Source organism: Herbaspirillum sp. C9C3, assembly GCF_013359625.1.
Classification (GTDB): domain Bacteria; phylum Pseudomonadota; class Gammaproteobacteria; order Burkholderiales; family Burkholderiaceae_D; genus Herbaspirillum.
Genome location: NZ_JABFMQ010000012.1, coordinates 1 through 20,376, shown reverse-complemented (window position 1 = coordinate 20,376; position 20,376 = coordinate 1). Strand labels below are relative to the sequence as shown.

Annotated in this window: 10 protein-coding genes; 2 read left to right on the top strand and 8 right to left on the bottom strand. The window is 60.9% G+C overall.

Annotation, left to right across the window (positions count from 1 at the left end):
* Window positions 1–35 precede the first annotated feature (35 nt).
* Complete coding sequence (gene rpiA, locus HNO82_RS12870) at window positions 36–716, top strand: ribose-5-phosphate isomerase RpiA (RefSeq protein ID WP_008331214.1); 681 nt, start codon at window positions 36–38, stop codon at window positions 714–716.
* 103 nt (window positions 717–819) lie between these two features.
* Here the strand turns inward: rpiA and HNO82_RS12865 are convergent, their stop codons facing one another.
* The 3 genes from HNO82_RS12865 to argA form a co-directional block, all read right to left on the bottom strand.
* Window positions 820–3,567: a M16 family metallopeptidase gene (locus HNO82_RS12865; RefSeq protein ID WP_175343988.1), complete on the bottom strand. Its 2,748-nt coding sequence runs from the start codon at window positions 3,565–3,567 to the stop codon at window positions 820–822.
* A 143-nt stretch (window positions 3,568–3,710) separates the two neighbouring features.
* The gene (locus tag HNO82_RS12860; RefSeq protein ID WP_008331210.1) at window positions 3,711–3,983 is read right to left on the bottom strand and encodes an oxidative damage protection protein; all 273 of its coding nucleotides are present in this window, start codon (window positions 3,981–3,983) and stop codon (window positions 3,711–3,713) included.
* Between the two features lie 97 nt (window positions 3,984–4,080).
* A complete protein-coding gene (argA, locus tag HNO82_RS12855; RefSeq protein WP_008331208.1) occupies window positions 4,081–5,394 on the bottom strand; it encodes an amino-acid N-acetyltransferase in 1,314 nt (437 codons plus the stop codon).
* Between the two features lie 185 nt (window positions 5,395–5,579).
* Between argA and hrpA the strand changes: the two genes are divergently transcribed.
* Complete coding sequence (hrpA, locus tag HNO82_RS12850) at window positions 5,580–9,629, top strand: ATP-dependent RNA helicase HrpA (RefSeq protein WP_175343987.1); 4,050 nt, start codon at window positions 5,580–5,582, stop codon at window positions 9,627–9,629.
* Between the two features lie 38 nt (window positions 9,630–9,667).
* On the opposite strand, the gene HNO82_RS12845 is transcribed toward hrpA, so the two are convergent.
* The 5 genes from HNO82_RS12845 to HNO82_RS12825 all read right to left on the bottom strand — a co-directional run bounded on the left by HNO82_RS12845 (window position 9,668) and on the right by HNO82_RS12825 (window position 19,892).
* On the bottom strand, window positions 9,668–11,137 hold the full coding sequence (locus HNO82_RS12845) for a TolC family protein (RefSeq protein WP_249776998.1): 1,470 nt from the start codon (window positions 11,135–11,137) through the stop codon (window positions 9,668–9,670).
* A complete protein-coding gene (locus HNO82_RS12840) occupies window positions 11,127–12,470 on the bottom strand; it encodes an HlyD family type I secretion periplasmic adaptor subunit (protein ID WP_175343986.1) in 1,344 nt (447 codons plus the stop codon). Before HNO82_RS12840 ends, HNO82_RS12845 begins: the two co-directional genes overlap by 11 nt.
* A gap of 4 nt (window positions 12,471–12,474) precedes the next feature.
* The gene (locus tag HNO82_RS12835) at window positions 12,475–14,637 is read right to left on the bottom strand and encodes a type I secretion system permease/ATPase (RefSeq protein ID WP_349627564.1); all 2,163 of its coding nucleotides are present in this window, start codon (window positions 14,635–14,637) and stop codon (window positions 12,475–12,477) included.
* Between the two features lie 122 nt (window positions 14,638–14,759).
* A complete protein-coding gene (locus HNO82_RS12830; RefSeq protein ID WP_349627563.1) occupies window positions 14,760–18,875 on the bottom strand; it encodes a calcium-binding protein in 4,116 nt (1,371 codons plus the stop codon).
* A gap of 516 nt (window positions 18,876–19,391) precedes the next feature.
* On the bottom strand, window positions 19,392–19,892 hold the full coding sequence (locus HNO82_RS12825) for a hypothetical protein (RefSeq protein ID WP_175343985.1): 501 nt from the start codon (window positions 19,890–19,892) through the stop codon (window positions 19,392–19,394).
* Window positions 19,893–20,376 lie beyond the last annotated feature (484 nt).

Here is a 20,376-nt window from a genome sequence, read left to right as displayed (position 1 = left end):
CGCCCCCGATTTTATTTACGTTGAACTGAACCATCATGACTCAAGACGAACTCAAGCAAGCCGTAGCCAAGGCCGCCATCGACTACGTGGTCGACGGCGAAATCATCGGCGTGGGCACCGGCTCCACGGCCAACTTCTTCATCGATGAACTGGGCAAGATCAAGCACCGCATCAAGGGCGCGGTTGCCTCTTCCGAAGCCACGGCAGAACGGCTGCGTTCGCACGGCATCACCGTGTTCGATCTCAACGAGGTCGAGACCATGCCCGTCTACATCGACGGCGCCGATGAAATCAATGGTGCCGGTGCCATGATCAAAGGCGGGGGCGCTGCCCTCACGCGCGAGAAGATCGTGGCTTCCGTGGCGCAGAAATTCGTCTGCATCGCTGATGGTTCCAAGCTGGTTGAGGTGCTGGGCAACTTCCCGCTGCCGGTGGAAGTGATCCCGATGTCGCATGCCGTGGTGGCCCGCAAGCTGGCGGCACTGGGCGGCCAGCCGCGCCTGCGTCTGAACAAGAACGGCGACGGCCAGCCGCTGGTTACCGACAATGGCTGCTACATCATCGATGTGCTGGGACTGTCCATCACCGATCCGGCTGACATCGAAGACAAGATCAACAATATTGTCGGCGTGGTCACCAATGGCCTCTTCGCGCGCCAGGGTGCCAACGTCTGTCTGCTGGGCACGGCTGAGGGCGTCAGGAAACTGGAGTTCTGACGCACTGCCCACTGCCGTTGGTCTTTGTCTCAGAAAAAAATGCCCGTTGTCCTATGACACGGGCATTTTTTCATCCCCTCATCCCTTCATTGCACGCCTTGCCTCAGGGCTGGCCGGCCTTGGCCTCATCCCGTGCAATCACCACGCTCATGCGCGCCGGATCGATGTACTTGCGCACGGCCGCGTTGAGTTGCGCCAGCGTCAGGTCGGCCAGCTTCAGGTCCAGCTGCTGCTGCCACAGGAAGCTGCGGTCCAGGTTCATCAAGGCACTCCAGCTGGTGGCGATGCCGCCGTCGCCGGCGCGCTGCTGGTTGCGCTGCTGCAGGATGCCGGACTTGGCGCGTTGCAGTTCATCCTCGGTGAAGCCGTCCTTGATGAGGCGGGCGATTTCTTCGTGTACCGCCGCATCGACCTTGTCCAGGTTCTGTGGCGCGGCGATGGCGCGCACCATGAAGTAGCCGGCATCGCTGATGGCGCCAATCTGCAGGCCACTGTTGATGCCATAGGACAAACCATCCTTCTGGCGGATGCGGTCCGCCAGGCGCGACTTCAGGCTGGAGCCGCCGAGCAGGTAATTGGCCACGGCCAGGGCCGGGTAGTCGGGATCATCGTCACGCAAGCGAATATTCTGGCGCGCCAGATAGACACCGTTTTCCTTGTCGGGCGTATCGATGACCATGCGCCTGGCCGGGATGTCGGCCCAGCTCTGCAGCACGCGCGCATAGGGCGCCGCACTGGCCCAGCCGCCGAAGGCTGCATCAATCGCCTGGCGCGCGGTCTGCGCATCGAAGTCACCGACCACGGCCACCTCACCATGCGAGGCGCCATAGAAACGGTGATGGAAGTCCTGCACCTGTTCCAGCGTCACCGCCTGCACGGCGGCGATACGCTGCTCCAGCGTTTGCGCGGCGCGCCAGTCACCGGCCGGGTAATGGTTGAAGTGCAGCTGCAGGGCCTCGCCCGCGCGCGCATCCGGCTCCTTGCGGGTGGCTTCGAGCGCGGCCACGGTCTCGTTCTTCAACTGTGCAAACTCGACCGGATCCATGCGCGGGTAGCGCAAGACCTCGCCCACCAGCGCGAACGCCGGGACCAGGTTCTCGCGCGTGGTCTGGAAGCGATAGACGTTGCCGTTGATCTTCAGGCGCGTGAACTCGTCGGCCAGTTGGCGCCGATCAAGATTGCGGGTGCCGCGCATGAGCATGGCCGCCGTCAGTTGTGCCACGGCGCGCTGACCGAACAGGGTCTGGGCATCGCCGAACTCCAGATTCATGCTCACCGACACCGTCTGCCCGCGCGATTGCTTGGGCAGCAGCGCCAGCTTGAGCGCCGTGTGCGGCGGCTGGCCCGGCGCGATGAGGGTAGTGCGCTGTTCGATGTTGCCCGGCGCCGGGTCGAAGGCTTCGCCGGAGGCGATGGCCGGGCGCGGCTGGTATTGCGTCAGCAGCGATGCCACGCTGGGGGCAGCCGGGACGTCGGCGCGCAGCGGATGATCTTCCGGCAGGTAGAGACCGACGGTGCGATTGTCGCGACGGAAGTATCTGCCGGCGGCAGCGGCGATGTCTGCACTGCTCAGGCGTTGCTCCAGGTCGCGTTCGATGAAGACCAGGCGCCAGTCACCGCGTGCAATCGCGTTGGACATGGCCACCGCCATCTGCTGCGGATTGTTCTGCAGCGTCTCGAAATTGTTGCTGCTCTCGCGGTGCAGGCGTGCCACTTCCTCGACGGTTGGCGGTGTCGTGCTGAAGGATTCGACGGCGCTGATCATGGCCTGCTTGACCGGTTCGATGTCGGCCCCCGCCTTGAGCTGCGCCACGATCATCTGTAGCCCCGGCGCAAAGCCACTGAGCTGCATCGCATAGACCTGCGTGGCCAGACCTTTCTCGACCAGCAATTTGTGCAGGCGACCATTGGGCGTATCGGTCAGGATGTCGGCGGCGAAGGCAAGGGCGGTGGCATCCGGATGTAGCGCGGAGGGCATCTTGTAGCCCAGCGCCACCAGTTGCACGTCCCCCCGACGGCGGATCACGAACTGGCGTTCGCCATCCTGGGTCGGTTCCACCGTCCAGAATTCAGGCAGCTTGCGCTTGGGTCTGGGCAGGCGGCCGAAGCTCTGGTTGACCCATTGCAGTACCTGCGCCGGCTCGAACTTGCCGGCGATGAGCAGCACCGCATTGTCGGGCTGGTAGTAGGTCCGATAGAAGGCTTGCAGGTTCTCGATGCGCACGTTTTCGATATCGCTGCGCGCGCCGATGGTGCTGCGGCCATAGCTGTGCCAGTCATAGGCCACGCTCTGCATGCGCTTCAACATCACGCGCGAGGGAGAGGTCTCGCCGGCTTCATATTCGTTGCGCACCACCGTCATCTCGCTGTCCAGATCCTTGCGCGCGATGCGGGAATTGACCATGCGATCAGCTTCCATCGCAATGGCCCATTGCAGGTTGTCCTTGCCGGCCTCGAAGGTCTCGTAGTAGTTGGTGCGGTCCAGCCAGGTGGTACCGTTGAAGTTCATGCCGCGCTTGCTGAATTCCTGCGGGATCGCCGGGTTGTGCGGCGAGCCCTTGAACATCAGGTGTTCCAGCAGATGGGCCATGCCGGTTTCACCATAGTTTTCATGGCGCGAGCCGACCAGGTAGGTGATGTTGACCGTGACCGTGGGCTTGGAATCGTCCGGCAGCAGGAGCAGCTTGAAGCCATTGGCAAACCGGTACTCGCTGATGCCCTCGGCGCTGGGGCCCTGCGTAATGCCCGGCGGCAGGTTTGGCGCAGCTGTTGCCGCGTGGATCTGCGGGGGCAAGAGGGCAAGGCCCAGACTGAGGGATAGCAGGGCAAGGCGCATGCGACGCAAGGACAAGATAGGCTCCAGCAGGAAGTCGGAAACGAAGCGCGCATTGTAGCGCCCTCTACTGCGCTGCAACCCCCGGACGCAAAACAAACGCCGCCGTGGCGAGCCAGGGCGGCGTTACAGTCGGTGCGCCAGCAATGACGCGGTCCGATTTACTCGCTCGGCGGTACGTAGCCCGCTGCGGCATCGGCACCTTCGCCGAAGAAATGCTTTTCCATTTGTGCGGCCAGGTACTTGCGGGCGCGGGCGTCGGCCAGCATCAGGCGGTTTTCGTTGACCAGCATGGTCTGGTGCTTGAGCCAGGCAGCCCAGGCTTCCTTGGAAACACTTTCATAAATGCGCTTGCCCAGTTCGCCCGGATAGGGCGGGAAGTCCAGGCCTTCGGCTTCCTTGTTCAGTTTGATGCAGTGGACCATGCGTGCCATGTCGATTCCTTGGTTCGTTAAGTTGAAATGCCTGGGACGGGCGGGCCAGCGATGGGGGTCAGCGGTTGAGCCTGCTCACGTCCTGACGGAAAAATGATTAATACAAATTCTTGATCAATACCTGCGACTTGCGCTGCCAGTTGTAGATCTGCTGGCGATCCTGCGGCAGGTCGTTGACACCGGCCAGCACGAAGCCGCGCTTCAAGAACCAGTGCGAGGTACGGGTGGTGAGCACGAAGAGCTTGGTCAGCCCGGCTTCGCGCGCACGGGTTTCGATGTGCTTGAGGATGCGGTCGCCGTCGCCCTGGCCTTGCACTTCCGGATTGACGGTGAGGCAGGCCATCTCGCCCATGCGTTCCTTGGGGAAGGGATACAGGGCAGCACAGCCGAAGATGACGTTGTCGTGTTCGATCACGGAGAAGTAGTCGATTTCCCGTTCGATCAGTTCACGGCCGCGCTTGACCAGAGTGCCATCGGCTTCCAGCGGTTCGATCAGCTTGAGGATACCGCCCACATCCTCGATGGTGGCCTGGCGCAGGCTTTCCAGGTTCTCGTAGGTGACCATGGTGCCCACGCCATCGTGGGTGAACAGTTCCAGCAGTGCCGAGCCATCGGTGGAGAAGGGCACGATGTGGGCGCGCGAGACGCCGGCATTGCAGGCCTTGACCACGCTGGCCAGGTAGAAAGCCGCATCCGCGGGCAGGAAGCCGGCCGACAGCACCGCCTCGGCCTGGTGCGAGGACAGCTCGCGGATTTCAGCGCCGCCGGCATCCTTCATCAGCGGGGTTTCGGACAGGAAGATCAGCTTTTCGGCGCGCAGCGCGATGGCGGCGGACACGGCCACGTCTTCCATGGTCAGATTGAAGGCTTCGCCGGTGGGCGAGAAGCCCAGCGGCGAGAGCAGCACGATGCCGCCCGCATTCATGATGGGCTGGATGACGTCGGCGGCGATCTTGCGCACCACGCCGGTCAGTTGCAGGTCCACGCCATCGATCACGCCCATGGGGCGAGCCGTGACGAAGTTGCCGGAGATCACGCGGATGGCCGAATGCGCCATGGGGGTATTGGGCAAGCCCTGGCTGAAGGCGGCCTCGATGTCCAGGCGCAGTTCGCCGGCGGCTTCCTTGGCGCATTCCAGCGCGGCGCTGTCGGTCACGCGCAGGCCGTTCTGGAAGCGCGCCTCGACATTGCGCAGGGCCAGTTGCTCGGCCACCTGCGGGCGCGAGCCATGCACCACCACCACGCGGATGCCCAAGGCATGCAGCAGCGAGAGATCCTGGGCCAGTACCTGCAGGCCGCCGGCCGTGACCAGCTCACCCGGAAAGGCGACCACAAAGGTCTTGCCGCGGAAGGCGTGGACATAGGGCGCGACGGAACGCAGCCAGTTGACGAATTCGGTCTGTTTTTCCATGACGCGCATTATAACCAGCGTCGCGGCGGGCCGTAGGCTTGCGGGCCGCTTGGGAGCAGATTTCTTGTGCGGATGTTGCAAAGCGGAGCCATTGGCACGGCAAGGCTCGCCAAAACCTGCACTATCGGCCCTCCAGCCGCATCCAGCCTGACCGGGCGGGCGGTGGCAGGTATAATGTCGGCCTCATGTCCGTTACCAAAGCACCCCACACTCCCCCAGGCGCCCAGTCGCAGCAGAACCCGCAACAGGACCGTGGGCGCGGCCCGCGCGAGCCGCGTGCTCCCCGTCGCGCCGAGTCTGCCGCCGAGGCCGCGCCACCGGTCCGCAATGCGCTGCCCCCGGTCACCTTTCCCGAAGAGCTGCCCGTCTCCGGCCGCCGCCACGAGATCGCCGAAGCCCTGCGCCGTCATCAGGTCATCATCGTCAGCGGCGAGACCGGTTCCGGCAAGACCACCCAGCTGCCCAAGATCTGCCTGGAGCTGGGCCGTGGCGAGAAGGGCCTGATCGGCCACACCCAGCCGCGCCGTATCGCTGCCTCCTCGACCGCCAAGCGCATCGCGCAGGAACTGAATTCCCCGCCGGGCGAACTGGTGGGCTACAAGGTCCGGTTCAACGACACGCTGTCCAAGGGCGCATGGATCAAGCTGATGACCGACGGCATTCTGCTGGCCGAGACCCAGACCGATCCGCTCTTGCGCCAGTACGACACCATCATCATCGATGAGGCGCATGAACGCAGCCTCAACATCGATTTCCTGTTGGGCTATCTGAAGCAGTTGCTGCCCAGGCGCCCCGATCTGAAGATCATCATCACCTCGGCCACCATCGATGCCGACCGTTTCGCCCGCCATTTCGGCCGCGAGGTCAAGGGCGAGATCGTACCGGCTCCGGTGATCGAGGTCTCGGGCCGCTTGTATCCGGTGGAGATCCGCTATCGTCCCATCGACAATGCCGACCGCAGCGGCGTCTCCACCGAAGTGGCGCAGGCGCGTGCGCGCGCCGAGGGCCGCGCCAGCCAGGCCCAGAAGGACCGCGAGCAGCGCGACCTGATGGATGCCGTGGTCGATGCCGTGGATGAACTGGCGCGCATCGGGTCGGGGGACGTGCTGGTGTTCCTGCCCGGCGAGCGCGAGATTCGCGATGCTGCCGAAGCACTGCGCAAGCATCATCCCCCGCATGTGGAAATCCTGCCGCTGTTTGCGCGCCTGTCTGCGCAGGAGCAGGAACGCGTCTTCAAGACCAGCAATGCCCGTCGCATCGTGCTGGCGACCAATGTGGCGGAAACTTCACTGACCGTGCCGGGGATCCGCTATGTGGTCGATGCCGGTCTCGCACGTGTGAAGCGTTACAGCTATCGCAACAAGGTCGAACAGTTGCAGATCGAGCCGGTGGCGCAATCGGCGGCCAACCAGCGTGCCGGACGATGCGGCCGGGTGGCCGCGGGCGTGTGCATCCGTCTGTATGATGAGCAGGATTTCCTGCAGCGTCCCAAGTTCACCGATCCCGAGATCTTGCGCTCCTCGCTGGCCTCGGTGATTCTGCGCATGAAGTCGCTGCACCTGACCGATGTGGAGAGTTTCCCCTTCATTGAACCACCGCTGGGCCGCGCTATCGCCGACGGCTATCAGCTGTTGCAGGAGCTGGGTGCGGTAGAAGAGCAGGGCGGCGTCAATCGCCTGACTGCACTGGGCAAGCAACTGGCCCGGTTGCCGCTGGACCCGCGCGTAGGGCGCATGATCCTGGCGGGACGCGACAATGCCTGCCTGACCGAACTGCTCATCATCGCCGCAGCGGTATCCGTGCAGGACCCGCGCGACCGGCCCATGGATGCGCAGAATGCAGCGGACAACGCCCACAAGAAATTCGCCGACGAGAAATCGGAATTCGCCAGTTATCTGAAGATCTGGAAGTGGTTCGAGGAGGCCATCGCCCACAAGAAATCGAATCGCCAGCTGCAGGAATACTGCCGTGAGAATTTCCTCTCGCAATTGCGTCTGCGCGAGTGGCGCGATGTCCATTCGCAGTTGCTGACCATCGTGAAGGAACAGGGCTGGCGACTCAATGAAGCCCCCGCCACTTATGACCAGCTGCACCTGGCGCTACTGACGGGCTTGCTGGGCAACGTTGGTTTCAAGAGTGAGGACGATGCGCAATACCTGGGCGCACGCGGCATCAAGTTCAACATCTGGCCCGGTGCGCATCTGACCAAGAAGCCGGGCCGCTGGGTGATGGCCGCTGAGCTGGTCGATACCGCCCGCCTGTATGCGCGCTGCGTCGCCAACATCCAGCCCGAATGGCTGGAGAAACTGGGCGGCCATCTGCTCAAGAAATCCTGGGGCGAACCGCGCTGGGAAAAACGCGCCGCCCAGGTCACCGCCTCCGAACGCGCCACGCTCTACGGGCTGGTGGTGTACAGCCAGCGCCGCATCAACTACGGCAAGATCAACCCGGCCGACGCGCGCGAGATTTTCATTCGCGACGCCCTGGTCGGTGGCGACTTCGAGACTCGCGCACCATTCTTTGCGCACAACCAGAAACTGGTGCGGGAGATCGAAAACCTGGAACACAAGTCCCGTCGCCTCGATGTGCTGGTGGACGATGAACTGATCATCGGTTTCTACGACAAGCTGATCCCGCACGACATCTGCAATGGCGTGGACTTCGAGAAGTGGCACAAGCAAGCCACGGCCGCCGATCCCAAGTTGCTGTACCTGAACCGTGACGACCTGATGCGTCATGAAGCAGCGGGCGTCACCACCGAGCTGTTCCCCAAGACCATGAACGTGGCGGGCATCGCCATGGCCTTGAGCTATCACTTCGAGCCGGGTGCGGCGCGCGATGGCGTCACGCTGACCGTGCCGCTGTATGCGCTCAACCAGGTCTCGGCGGATCGCTGCGACTGGCTGGTGCCGGGCATGTTGAAGGAGAAGGTGCATCTGCTGTTGAAGTCCCTGCCGCAGAAGCTGCGCCGCCACTGCGTACCGCTGCCCGATTACGCCGCACGTTTCTGCGAGCGCATGGAGGAGCGCAAGACCTTTGGCCGGGGCAACCTGATCGACGCCATCATTGCCGACATCCGCGAGCAGATCACGATCCTGGTCAAGCCCAGCGACTTCAAGCAGGAGACGCTGTCGGCGCACCACGCGATGAACTTCAAGATCGTCGATGAGCATGGTCGCCAGCTGGAGATGGGCCGCAACCTCGCGGCCCTGCAAGCCGAATTCGGCGGTCAGGCGCGCCAGCAGTTCCAGAAGCTGGCCGAGCAGGTCGCCATTGCCCCGCGCGAGGAGGAGGACAGCACCGCACCGGCACCCGCAGCCCTCGGCAAGGGAGCCGCGAATGCAGCCCCGGCGGCCCCCGCGTCAGTGGGCGAGTACAGCAATCTCACCAGCTGGAGTTTTGGCGAATTGCCCGAACTGCTGGAGATCACGCGCGGCAGTGGCAAGCAGGCGCAGACGCTGATCGGATTCCCGGCGCTGGTGGATCGCAAGACGCATTGCGACCTGGAGGTCTTTGATGATCCGGCCGAGGCGGCGCGCTACCACCATGCGGGTCTGCGTCGCCTGTTTGCGTTGCAGATGAAGGAACAGCTCAAGTATCTGGAGAAGAACATTCCGGGTCTGCAGCAGATGGGCATGCAATTCATGGCCCTGGGCTCGCAGGAGGAATTGCGGGAACAGATCCTCAATGCCGGGCTGGAACGCGCCTTCCTGCAAGACCCGCTGCCGCGCAATGCGGACGAATTCAATCGCCGCCGTGATGAGGGCAAGGCGCGTCTGGGTTTGCTGGTCAACGAGATCGCGCGCCTGTGCGGCCAGGTGCTGGCCGAGTATCACGCCCTGCCCAAGAAGCTGCAGGGTATCAAGGCGCATGCGGCTGCGGCGACCGACATGCAGGCGCAGTTGTCGCAACTGGTGGGCAAGCGTTTCGTGGCCGAGACGGATTACACCAATCTGAGTCACTACCCACGTTACCTCAAGGCCATCAACGTACGGCTGGACAAACTGCGCGCCGATCCGGCCCGCGATACGCGCTTGCTGGCCGAGTGGAATTCGGTGGCGCAGCCTTACCAGCGCGCGCTCAAGGACCGCGCCGGGCGGGTGGATCCCAAGATGACCGAGTTCCGCTGGATGCTGGAGGAACTGCGCGTGTCGCTCTACGCGCAGGAACTGAAGACGCCGATGCCGGTGTCGGTGAAGCGCTTGCAGAAGGTGTGGGAGAGCATGCAGCGCTGAACCACCTTGAGCGCCCGTCGTGTGTTGATCGCCACCCCTCACTTGCCTTGTTCAGCGATCCGCGTGCGTCCCAATTCTCCGGCGCTGGCCAATAGCCGCAACCTGGCAGAACGCCATTCGGCCAGGGCACGTATGCGTTCCTGGCTTGCATCGGCCAGTGCGGCCTGCACATTGAGGATGCCGATGATGTCGCTCAGTCCGCGTTCATATTTGCGCTGAACGTCTTCCATGGCCATCTTCGCGCTTTCCAGCAGGCGCAGGGATGAGCTCAGGTTGCGTTGGGCAGCCTGATTCTCCGCGAAGGCATTGGCGAGTTCGCTGATGACCTGCCCCTCGGCCTCCAGCAGTTCGGCTTCCCGGAGGTCGATCTGTGCCTGGGCGTTGCGTACCTTGTAGGTGTGAGCAAAGCCGTCGAAGAGCGGGAAGTTCAAGGCCAGTGCGCTCACCGTCTCGCGTGTTTGCGTGCCCGCACTCCCCTGATTGGGGCGTCCGTTGACGTAGTATCCATGAGAAAAATCCAGACTGGGCAAGCCTTCGGCGCGCGTGGCCGCCAGCTTCTCGCGCGACGAGGCCAATTGCGCCCTGGAGGCAAGCAAGGCAGGATGTTGCTGCCCAGCGAGCTCCATCCATTGCACCAGGTCTTGCGCAATCTGACCGGCCTCGATGGCCGAGTCGGGACTGTCGATGGGGACTTGCAGGCGAGCTCCCTGTCCTCGCAGTCCCAATGAGACCGACAAGGTGACCAGGGCTTTTTCATGTTGGCCGATGGCACGCGCATGTTCCAGTTCCGCTTTGGACAGGGAGGTCTGGACTTGCAACAGGTCAGAGCGCGCGGCCATGCCCCGTTCGGCACGCTTGTGGGTGATCTCCATGATCTGGCGTGCCAGGCGTTCGTTCAGTTCACGGGCCTGGCGATTGGCACCGCTTGTTTGAACGTCGTAATAGGCCGCAATGACGCTGCTCATGGTCTTTTGCAAGATGGCGTCATGACTGGCCAGGGCGGCGTCGAGCAAGGCATCGGCTGCGCGCAGGTTGGCGCTGCGGCCACCGAAGTCCAACAGGCGCCAGGTCAGCGTGTAGTACTGGGAGCGGCTCTTGCGTTGGTTCCCCAGAGGTAGTAGCGAATCGGGCTGCTGCAAGCGTTCTTGCTGAAAGCGCAGTCCAGCGTTGATGCTGGGTAAATAGGCCGCCCTGGCTTCGCCCTTTTGCGCTGCTTGCACTTTGATGCGCGCCCAGCCGGCCTTCACCTGGGCGTGATGACACAAGCCCAGGTCGATCGCATCCCCCAAGGTGAGTGGCGCAGTCGGTACGGCAGAACGGCCATCGCAAACCAGGGTATGGGCATCTCCCGGAAGCAATTTGCCTTCGTCCAGTTCCGGTGGTCGCGCCAACAAGGGATCCTCAAGAGGCGCCGAGGCCCGTTCCAGCCATTCCCGTGCGTGGGCCATGTCCGTCAGACATACCGGCGCTGCTGCCATCAGGACTACGCAGACAGTTCTAACGTTCATTGAGGGACTCCTGCTGGTGGCGAATCAGAGGGGAGAGCACGTATTCGATGACCCGTCGTGTTCCCGTCCGGATCTCGACGGTGACCGACATGCCCGGCGCAAGCGCCAGCGTGCGCCCCTCTGCTGCCAGCGTATGGCGTGACAGAACGATCTTGCTGGCGTAGATCAGGCCGCGCTTCTCGTCTTCGATGGCGTCATGCGAAACATGCCGCACCGTTGCCGGGACCGTGCCGTACCTGGTGTAGTCGAAGGCTTCTATCTTGACCTTGGCGTCCTGGCCAACCTGGACGAAGCCGATATCCTTGTTCTCCAGAAACGCTTCCACCTCCACGGCTGCTTCCTGCGGAACGATCTGCATGAGCGGCTGGGCTGCCGGCACCACGCCGCCCACGGTATGGACATTGAGTTGCTGCACCGTTCCACTGACCGGCGCTACCAGCTTGAGCAACTTGCTGTGCTCGCCAGCGCGACGCTGATCCTGCAAGCCTGCTTCGATTCGCTTGCTGGCGTCGATGCCCTCGTCGTGCGCTTCTTTCAGGGTTTGGGCAATCAGCGCGGAACGCTGGTTGCGGGCATCGGCAAGCTGTCCCTGGAGCTCAATCCTGGCTTGCTCTTTCTCCTGCCAGGCATGGCGCGAGACCGTATTGTCGGCCAGCAGCGATTGATAGTCTTCGGCAAGCTGCCTGGCCAAGGGCAGGGCGGCACCGTAGCGTACGATTTCATCATCCAGGCGATCCAGCTTGCTTTTCACATCCCGATATTGGCTTTCCAGTTGCCGCTGCGCCGCTTCCCATTGCGCAGCAGTCGCTGCCGGTACCTGCGGCAATCTCGGGTTTGCGCCGGATGCTACGGCTTCGCGCAATGCGTTTGCCCGCGCAAGCTGCAATCGCGCCTGTGCCACGGCATCGGCGGCCTTGTCATGCTCAGCGTCGCTGCTGCTGGAATCGAGCTCGATGAGCAACTCGCCTGCCTTGACCGTCTGTCCCTCCACCACATGCAGAGCCTTGACGCTGGCCACATCGATCGAAGCGATGGTCTTGGTACGGGATGAGGGAATGATCTTGCCGGTGGCATGGACGATGATGTCGATGCGTCCGAAGATCGCCCACAGGAAGAAGAAGGCCACCAGACTCATCAGAATGCGCCCTGTCCATCGCAAGGTCGGTGAAGCCGGCGACTCCTGCAGTGCCAGTACGCCTGGCAGAAACTGGGCTTCCTGCTGGTTGTAGTAATCCGTGCGCAGGTTTTTCCGCACGCTCCAGAAATGCAGAAAGATGCCAAGGTAGCGTTGCCACAGGGCGCGCCATGCGGCCATCCATTGAAGCAGTTTCATATCGTCAACCCAATGGAGAAGTGCTGGAAGCGCCTTGTGTCATTTGCAGTTCATGCAGATGCGCATAGATGCCACCCGGCTTGCGCAGCAGCTCGTCGTGGCGCCCGCTTTCAACGATCTGACCCTTGTCCAGAACGATGATGCGGTGGGCATCACGCACTGCCGAGAGGCGATGCGCGATGATCAGCACGGTTCTTCCTGCGCAGATCTGGCGCATGTTGTCCTGAATGACTTTTTCGGATTCATAGTCCAGTGCGCTGGTGGCTTCGTCGAAGATGAGGATGGCCGGATTCGAGATCAGTGCGCGGGCGATGGCAATGCGCTGCCGCTGTCCGCCGGAGAGGCCAGTCCCATGTTCGCCGACCAGGGTGTCATACGCCTCGGGCAACTCGCAGATGAATTCATGGGCACCCGCCAGCTTGGCCGCAGCGATGACGGCTTCTATCGGCAGGGAGGGATCGGTGAGAGCGATGTTGTCCCGGATGGAGCGTGAGAACAGCATGTTTTCCTGCAATACCACCCCGATCTGCTGGCGCAGCGAGGCGGTATCGATGATGGCCAAATCCTGTCCATCGATCATGACCTTGCCGCGATCACAGACGTAGAGACGCTGAACCAGCTTGGTCAGGGTACTTTTGCCCGAGCCGGAGCGACCGACGATGCCCACGACCTCGCCAGGCCGAATGCTCAAGGTGAGAGAGCGGAGTACCTCCGAGGCTTCCGGGCGATATCGAAACGAAACCTGGTCAAGGACGATTGCACCGGATAGCCTTGGCAAGCGGGTTTTCTTTCCCGTGACTTCCGAGCGGGTATCCAGGACATCGCCGAGCCGGCTCATCGAGATCCCGACCTGTTGGAAATCGTTCCACAACTGGGCCAGCCTCAGCACCGGAGCGGCCACCTGGCCCGCCAGCATGTTGAAGGCTACCAGTTCGCCGACCGTGAGTTGCTGGTCGATCACCAGGGTGGCGCCCAGCCACATGATGGCGACCGTCACCAGTTTGCTGACCAGGCTGACGCTGCCGCTTGCCAGCAGGCCGATGTTGGCGGTGCTGAGTCCTGCGCTGACGTAGGCGGCCAATTGCTTGTCCCATTTCTGCTGCCAGCGTGGCTCGACGGCCAGGGACTTGATCGTATCCATGCCGGTGAGCGACTCCACCAGAAACGCCTGGTTTTCCGCGCTCTTGTTGAACTTGTCGTCCAGCCTGGTCCGCAAGATGGGTGTGAAGATGAAGGAAAGGCCCAGATACAGAGGAATCGACACCAGCACGATCAAGGACAGGGTAACGCTGTACCAAAGCATCACGCCCAGGAAGACGAAGGAGAACACCAGATCCAGCAGCAGGGTCATGGCATTGCCGGTCAGGAAGGAGCGGATGTTCTCCAGCTCCCGGATTCGCGCGATGGAATCGCCAGCACGCCGCGACTGGAAATAGGTGATGGGCAAGCTCAGCAAATGCGCGAACAATCTGGAGCCCAGTTCCACATCGATCTTGCTGCTGGTATGGGCAAACAAGGCGGTCCGGATGCCGCCCAGGATGGCTTCGAACAAGGTCGCAGCGATCAGCCCGATAGCGATTACGTTGAGCGTCTTCATGGCATGATTGACCAGCACCTTGTCCATCACCACCTGAAAGAACAGCGGCGTACACAAGCCGATCAGCTGCAGCATCAGCGAGATCAACAGCACTTCACCCAGCGCCTTGCGATACTTGACCACCGCCGGGATGAACCAGGTGAAATCAAACTTGCTCATGCTGCCCGCAAAGCTCGCCTTGCTGGTCATGAAGATCACCTGGCCGCTCCAGCATTCATCGAAGGCAGGGCGCAGCATGATGGCAGGCCGCTCGCCCGGGCGTTGCACAAGAATGCGCCAGATGGCTTGGCTGCGGTCGATCTTTCCGATCAGGAAGAACTTGCCGTCACGGTCCACGGCGATGGCCGGCAGCGGCATCCGTTCCAGGCGGGCCGGGTCTTGCCTGACGCAGCGGGCGGACAGCCCCAGTTTCCTGGCGGCCAGCAGCAGGGTCTGGATGGTGAAGGGCTCGCGGCCAAACTCATGCCGCAGCTGATGCGGATCTGCAGCGATGTCGTGCAGCCTGGCCATCATGAGCAGGCACAGCAGGCCGCTATCGGGAGTTTCAGGATGGTTCTCTTGGTCGTTCACGCTGGTGTACTTCGCAGGGAGGTGTCTTGAGGACGAGGAGAACGGTGCAGTGTGGAGCACCGGGATCGCTGGCAGCGGCAGGACCCGCTTTCACACGAGTGAGCTGCCGCCGCTGCTGTGAATCAATGCGTCACGGTCATCAGAATGCGGCCGTTGCTGGTCTGCCCGTTGGTCCAGCTGTATTGCGCAGCCGACGGTGCAGCAAAGCCGGCCATGGCCTGGACGAATTGCTCGACATCGGTATCGTGCAGATTCAATCCATCGGCAGTCTTGATGCGTTCGATGCGACCGGTGCTTTCCTCTGCGCCCATGCCGTACCAGCCCTTGACCACAATCTGGTCCGCCGTCCCCATCACGTTGATCTGCAGATCGTCGCCCACATGCCTGAACCACAGGTTTTGCTGCTGGATGCCCGAGAGTTCCAGCACATCGATATTGCCCAGCGTGGCATCGTTGTCGATGAGGGTATCGATGCCGTCACCCCGGCTGAAGCGATAGGTGTCGTTGCCGGCCTGGCCGATGATCGTGTCATTGCCACGGCCTCCGGTGAGGATATTGTCACCCCGGTTACCGGTGATGATGTTGGCCAGTTCGTTACCGGTGCCGTCGATGTTCTCGTTGCGCAGCTTGATCGGGTCGATGGTATAGATGCTGTAGGCATTGGCGACGTTGGCATCGCGTCGGAACTCTTCCAGTGACAGGTAGCGCGTCATGTCACTGACCAGGCCACGGCCCGAGTCGGCGATATAGAAGCCGTTGATGGCACCAGTGGCAGCGTCGCAGGCCACGCCGGTCACGGTCACCACGTGGTTGACAGCGCCGCCGTCGAGGTAGGCGTCTTCCCCCCACAGCTTGCCCGCATTCACGGCGATGATCACGCCGCGGCCACCCTTGATCAGGTTGGCGATGCCCTGTTCGTTGTAGCCCTGCATGAGACCATTGCGGATACCGTAGCTGTCCAGCAGGGCGCGCTGACCGAGGTAATTGGAGCCGCCGCGTTCGTAGTCGCTGACGGTGCTGTCGGTGACGCACCATTGGTTGTCGATGGCACGCTGCACCACCTGGGCTTCCGACAGGTTCTGGTTGGCCTGGATGGCCAGATTGGCGATGCTGGTCAGGGCGCAGGTGCCGGCATAGTCGCGCACCGCATTGCCCTGCATGTAGTCCAGTTCATTGGCTTTGGGATAGCCATAGACCAGGATGTCGACGCCATCGGCGACGCCCTTCTCGGGTTTGGAAAAGTCCAGCAAACCGAGGTTCTCGATCTGTGCGCCCAGCGTGTGGCTGATGCTGGAGAGCACCGTATCGTTGCCCTCGCCGTCCAGTTCGATGACGCGATCGCCGAGGTCGTCGACGTAATAGATATCGTTGCCCTGTCCGCCGATCATGATGTCGGCACCCGTGACGCCATCCAGGATATTGGCCTGGCTGTTGCCGATGAGCTTGTTGGCGCCGCTGTTGCCGGTGCCGTTGAAGTTGCCGCCCTCCAGCAGGCGCAGCTCCTCCACGTTGGTGCCGAGCATGGTGTTGCTGCTGGCGATGACGGTATCGTAGCCTTCGCCCGCATGTTCGAGGATGACATCGTTGATGCTGTTGACGATGTAGATGTCATCGCCCTTGCCGCCTTCCATCTGGTCGGCCCCCGCGCCGCCGTCGATATAGTCGTTGCCGATGCCGCCAATGATGATGTCATTTCCGGTGCCGCCATAGAGGAAGTTGCTATCGCTCACTCCGGCCGCCAGCCCGGCCTCATTCGAAGCCGCACCGCCGACGATGATGTCGTCACCCGTGCCGCCATAGATCACGTCATTGCCGGCCCCGCCAAAGAGACGGTCATTTCCTTCTTCGCCATAGAGCTGGTCATCGCCCACGCCGCCTTGCGCCTCGTCGTTGCCGATGCCACCCCACATCTGGTCGTTGCCGAACGCGCCGACCATGAAGTCATCGCCCGTGCCGCCGTACATCGTGTCATCGTCGGTCTCGCCGGCTGACAGGCTCTGCTTGCTGTCATTGGACGGTGTGAAGCCGACGAGGATATCGTTTCCGCTACCTCCCCACAGCGTGTCGTTACCTACGCCGCCGAAGATCTTGTCGATACCGGCGCCGCCGTCCACGCTATCGTTGCCGGCACCCCCGTCGAGTTCATCTTCCCCGGCGCTGCCGAAGAGGGTGTCATTGCCGGCATCGCCGAAGATCAGGTCGTTGTGCTCTCCGCCATCGAGAGTGTCATTGCCCAGGCCGCCATACAGGCTGTCGTCGCCCCTGCCGCCGCGCAGGGTGTCGTTGTCGGATTCGCCTGCGGCCAGGGTCTGCTTGCTGTCGTTGGATGGGGTAAAGCCGACCAGTACATCATCGCCGTCGCCGCCGTACAGGGTATCGTCACCGGCCTGGCCGAACAGCCTGTCATGGCCTGCGCCACCGTAGAGGGCATCATTGCCGTCGCCGGCCTGGAGTTCATCGTTGCCTTCGCCGCCGATCAAGGTGTCATTGCCGGCTTCAGCAAACAGCATATCGTCGCCGGTACCGCCGTCGAGCAGATCATTGCCCGCGCCACCGATGAGTTCATCGTTGCCTTCTTCACCGTACAAGGTGTCATTGCCCTCGTAGCCCCACAGGGCGTCGTTGCCGGTGCCGCCCCACAGCGCATCGTTGCGGCTGCTTCCGCCCATCAGGTCGTTGCCGCCGCCTGCATAGAATTTCACCAGCAGATCGGTGTTGAAGTAGATGCCGTTGTAGGCCGCATAGTAATTGGCACTGAAGCTGTCGTCGCCATCGGTGCCGATGAGGCTGTCGCGGTTGTTGCTGTTGATCTTGACCTGGTTGGGGCCGAACTGGATGTACTGCGTGGCATTGATGTAATACGTATTGTCGGAGCGGCGCAGGAAGTCGTAGCTGCTGAATTGCGCCCAGGGGAGGACGGGCTCCCTGTCCCCGGAAGGCGAAGCCGGTGCGCGTTGTAGCTGTGCTTCACTGCGGAAGCCGGCGTTGCCGGCCGTGTAGAAACCGTAGTCCGTCGCCCGCACGGTGGTCAGGCCGGCGCGCATCATGGCCATCGACAGTGTGGTCAGTTCGGGCGTCTGGGCGATACCGTCCTCGTTGCTGTCGGTCCAGGCTGTGAGGCCATTGAGTTCGCTGCCATTGAGCTGGCCGTCGCGGTTGGCATCGAAGTTGCCGAGTTGCGTGGCGCTCAGGGCGAGATTGGTGCTGTTGAGGATGCGGAAGGTGCGTTGCGCGATGGAGTCTGCACGGTCGGTGACGGTGGATTTGCTTTCGTAGAAGGCGCCGATGGGGAACAGGTCCGGTAGCGGGAAGCTGGGGGTGTACTGGATGCCTGGCGAATAGGTGAAGCGATTGTTGACCAGGAAATCGGTGGAGGCATTGACGAAGTTTTCGAAACCGGATTTGTCCAGCGCGCCATTGGCAAAGGCCGCCCAGGCTGCGTGATCGGCCGAGTTGGCGGCGTTGACGTCATTGAACTGGTAACTGCGGTCATTCCATCGGATGCCGTTGTTGGAGCGGTCGGTATAGGCGAAGCCGTTGACGTTGAGACCACCGATGTTGCTGCTGCTGCGGGTGATCTGGCCTGAGGCGGCGTCGTAGCGGAAGTTTCCGGAGGTGCCGTCGGCGAGGGTGCCGACGCTGGCGCCTAGTGTAAACCGTCCGACGTATTTGTTATTGTTGAAGACTTGAACCTGTCCATCGGAATAGAAGGAGAGGCTGCCATTGGCGGCGATATTGGCATTCGATACGCTGCCATCCGGGTTGCGCAACTGATAGGAGACTGCGCCTGTTTCCGTCTGGGTAGTGGTGATGAGCTTGTGTCCGTTCAATGCAGCTTCGGTGAAGGACTTGATGGAGACGATTTCAGTCGGTTTCGGCGGTACGGGATCAGCTTTGCTCTCCATGGGCATTGTCTTGAAGGTCGTTTCGCCGGTCACCAGGTTCTGGAATGTGGTGGTGATCTTGCCGGTATCCGGATTGGGGACGATCCAGGAGAGTGTTCCATTGTCTGCGTCCACGATATACCGCACGCCATTGGTGTAAGTGCGGACGGTCCCGTTGCGGCCGAAGTGTTCTTCTTTGAAGGCAAGGCCGGGGCCGCCGGTGTTGGGCAGCCAGTTGGCGTAGGACGGATCGTAAGTATGGATGCCTGCCCATAATTTTTCCGTGTTATTGGCAATCTTGGCTGAGTAGCTGCCTGCGGGGGCGGAATCAGGCTTGATCTGGTTGGTGTCCACGCTAGAGTATCTGCGGGTCACCTCTTGCGGGAGCATGGTGTCCGAGAGGGAGCTGTACGCGCTCGGAGAAATCTCACCTACGGTCAGGATGTTCTTGACGAAATCGGTGCAGACGTTGGACATCGGGCCTGTCACGCCGCTGATCGGGAGGATAAGAGGGATGACTCCGCGGACGGCGTTGTAATTGTCGGTGGTGTCGTTGGCAACCGAGGCGGCGTATTCGAGCATGTTGCTGTATTGGCGTTCTGAAACCGAAAATGTTTTTGACCATCGTTCCAAGTGAGCAGTAGGCTCCTTATTGCTATCTGGTTCGCCGGTTAGCGTATCGTCGCGTAGAGTTCCCGGTCCGGTGGTGCCAGAAACGATTGGATAATAGCCAATTGTAATGTCCGGTTTTCCAGAAGCTGAGAGCGTGATAAATGCATGGCCAACTTGAAGTTTTATTTTCTCGACACCACCAGTTGGATAGGTACGAACAGTAACGCTATAGGTAGTCATATTTGCCTAGAAATGTAGTTAGCGATTAAGGTAAGCGCGAAGATAAGTGATGCGGAAGATCGTCTTACCCGTTTTTCTGTCTATTACGAACATCGCGTAGGGTTCAGGCCATCCGACTGTGTCGGCGATGTAAGCAGCTAAGCACTCTGGTCGTTTTTCAAGAATTTCAGATCCGAAACTGGTCGAAAAATGGGCTTCGAGAAGAAGTGTTGAGCCATCCTCTCTTCCTAATGGGGGCGAGGTTGGTCCGTCTTCTATAAAAAAATTGCGACCATCCCCATCGAAGCAATTTAGCTTCTTTGCTAGTGAGGTATTCAGATGGTGCTGAAGCGGAATTTTGTTATTCCACCAAAACACACTGAGAAAGTTATAGGTGTAGACCAACAAGAACACCAAAAACAAGTACAACAAAACCAGCTTGATCCCAAGTTCATGATCTGCACACCACTGCCATTGCCTTCTGCTAAGCATGCTTTTCTCCCCTGATGGATTTAGGAAATTGAACGCAATCTCGGACATTTCATTGCAGTGGGACGAAGCTGCATTTCTAAAAATATTCCTGCGACATTGAACCCTTATTTCGCGCTTAATCACATCGAATATTTTCTGGAAATTGGAGCTTGATTAATTCCGAAAATGGTCGAGTAGCTTCTTTATGAAATACAGCAAATCTTGTTATTCGAAAAATCAGAAATATAAGTTTCTAAAACGATGTCCCCCAGGTTAATGGTAGATATGCAGTGCTGTTTGATGGCGGGGTTGGTAGTCATCATGCAAAGGAATTTTGTTATTCCACCAAAACACACTGAGAAAGTTATAGGTGTAGACCAACAAGAACACCAAAAACAAGTACAACAAAACCAGCTTGATCCCAAGTTCATGATCCGCACACCACTGCCATTGCCGTTTGCTTAGCACCGCCTGCCTCGTCGCGTTGAATGTTGAAAACTAGAACCCATTTCATAAATAGGCGTGAGATGCGTTCTGTCCAGAAAGGGCGCTG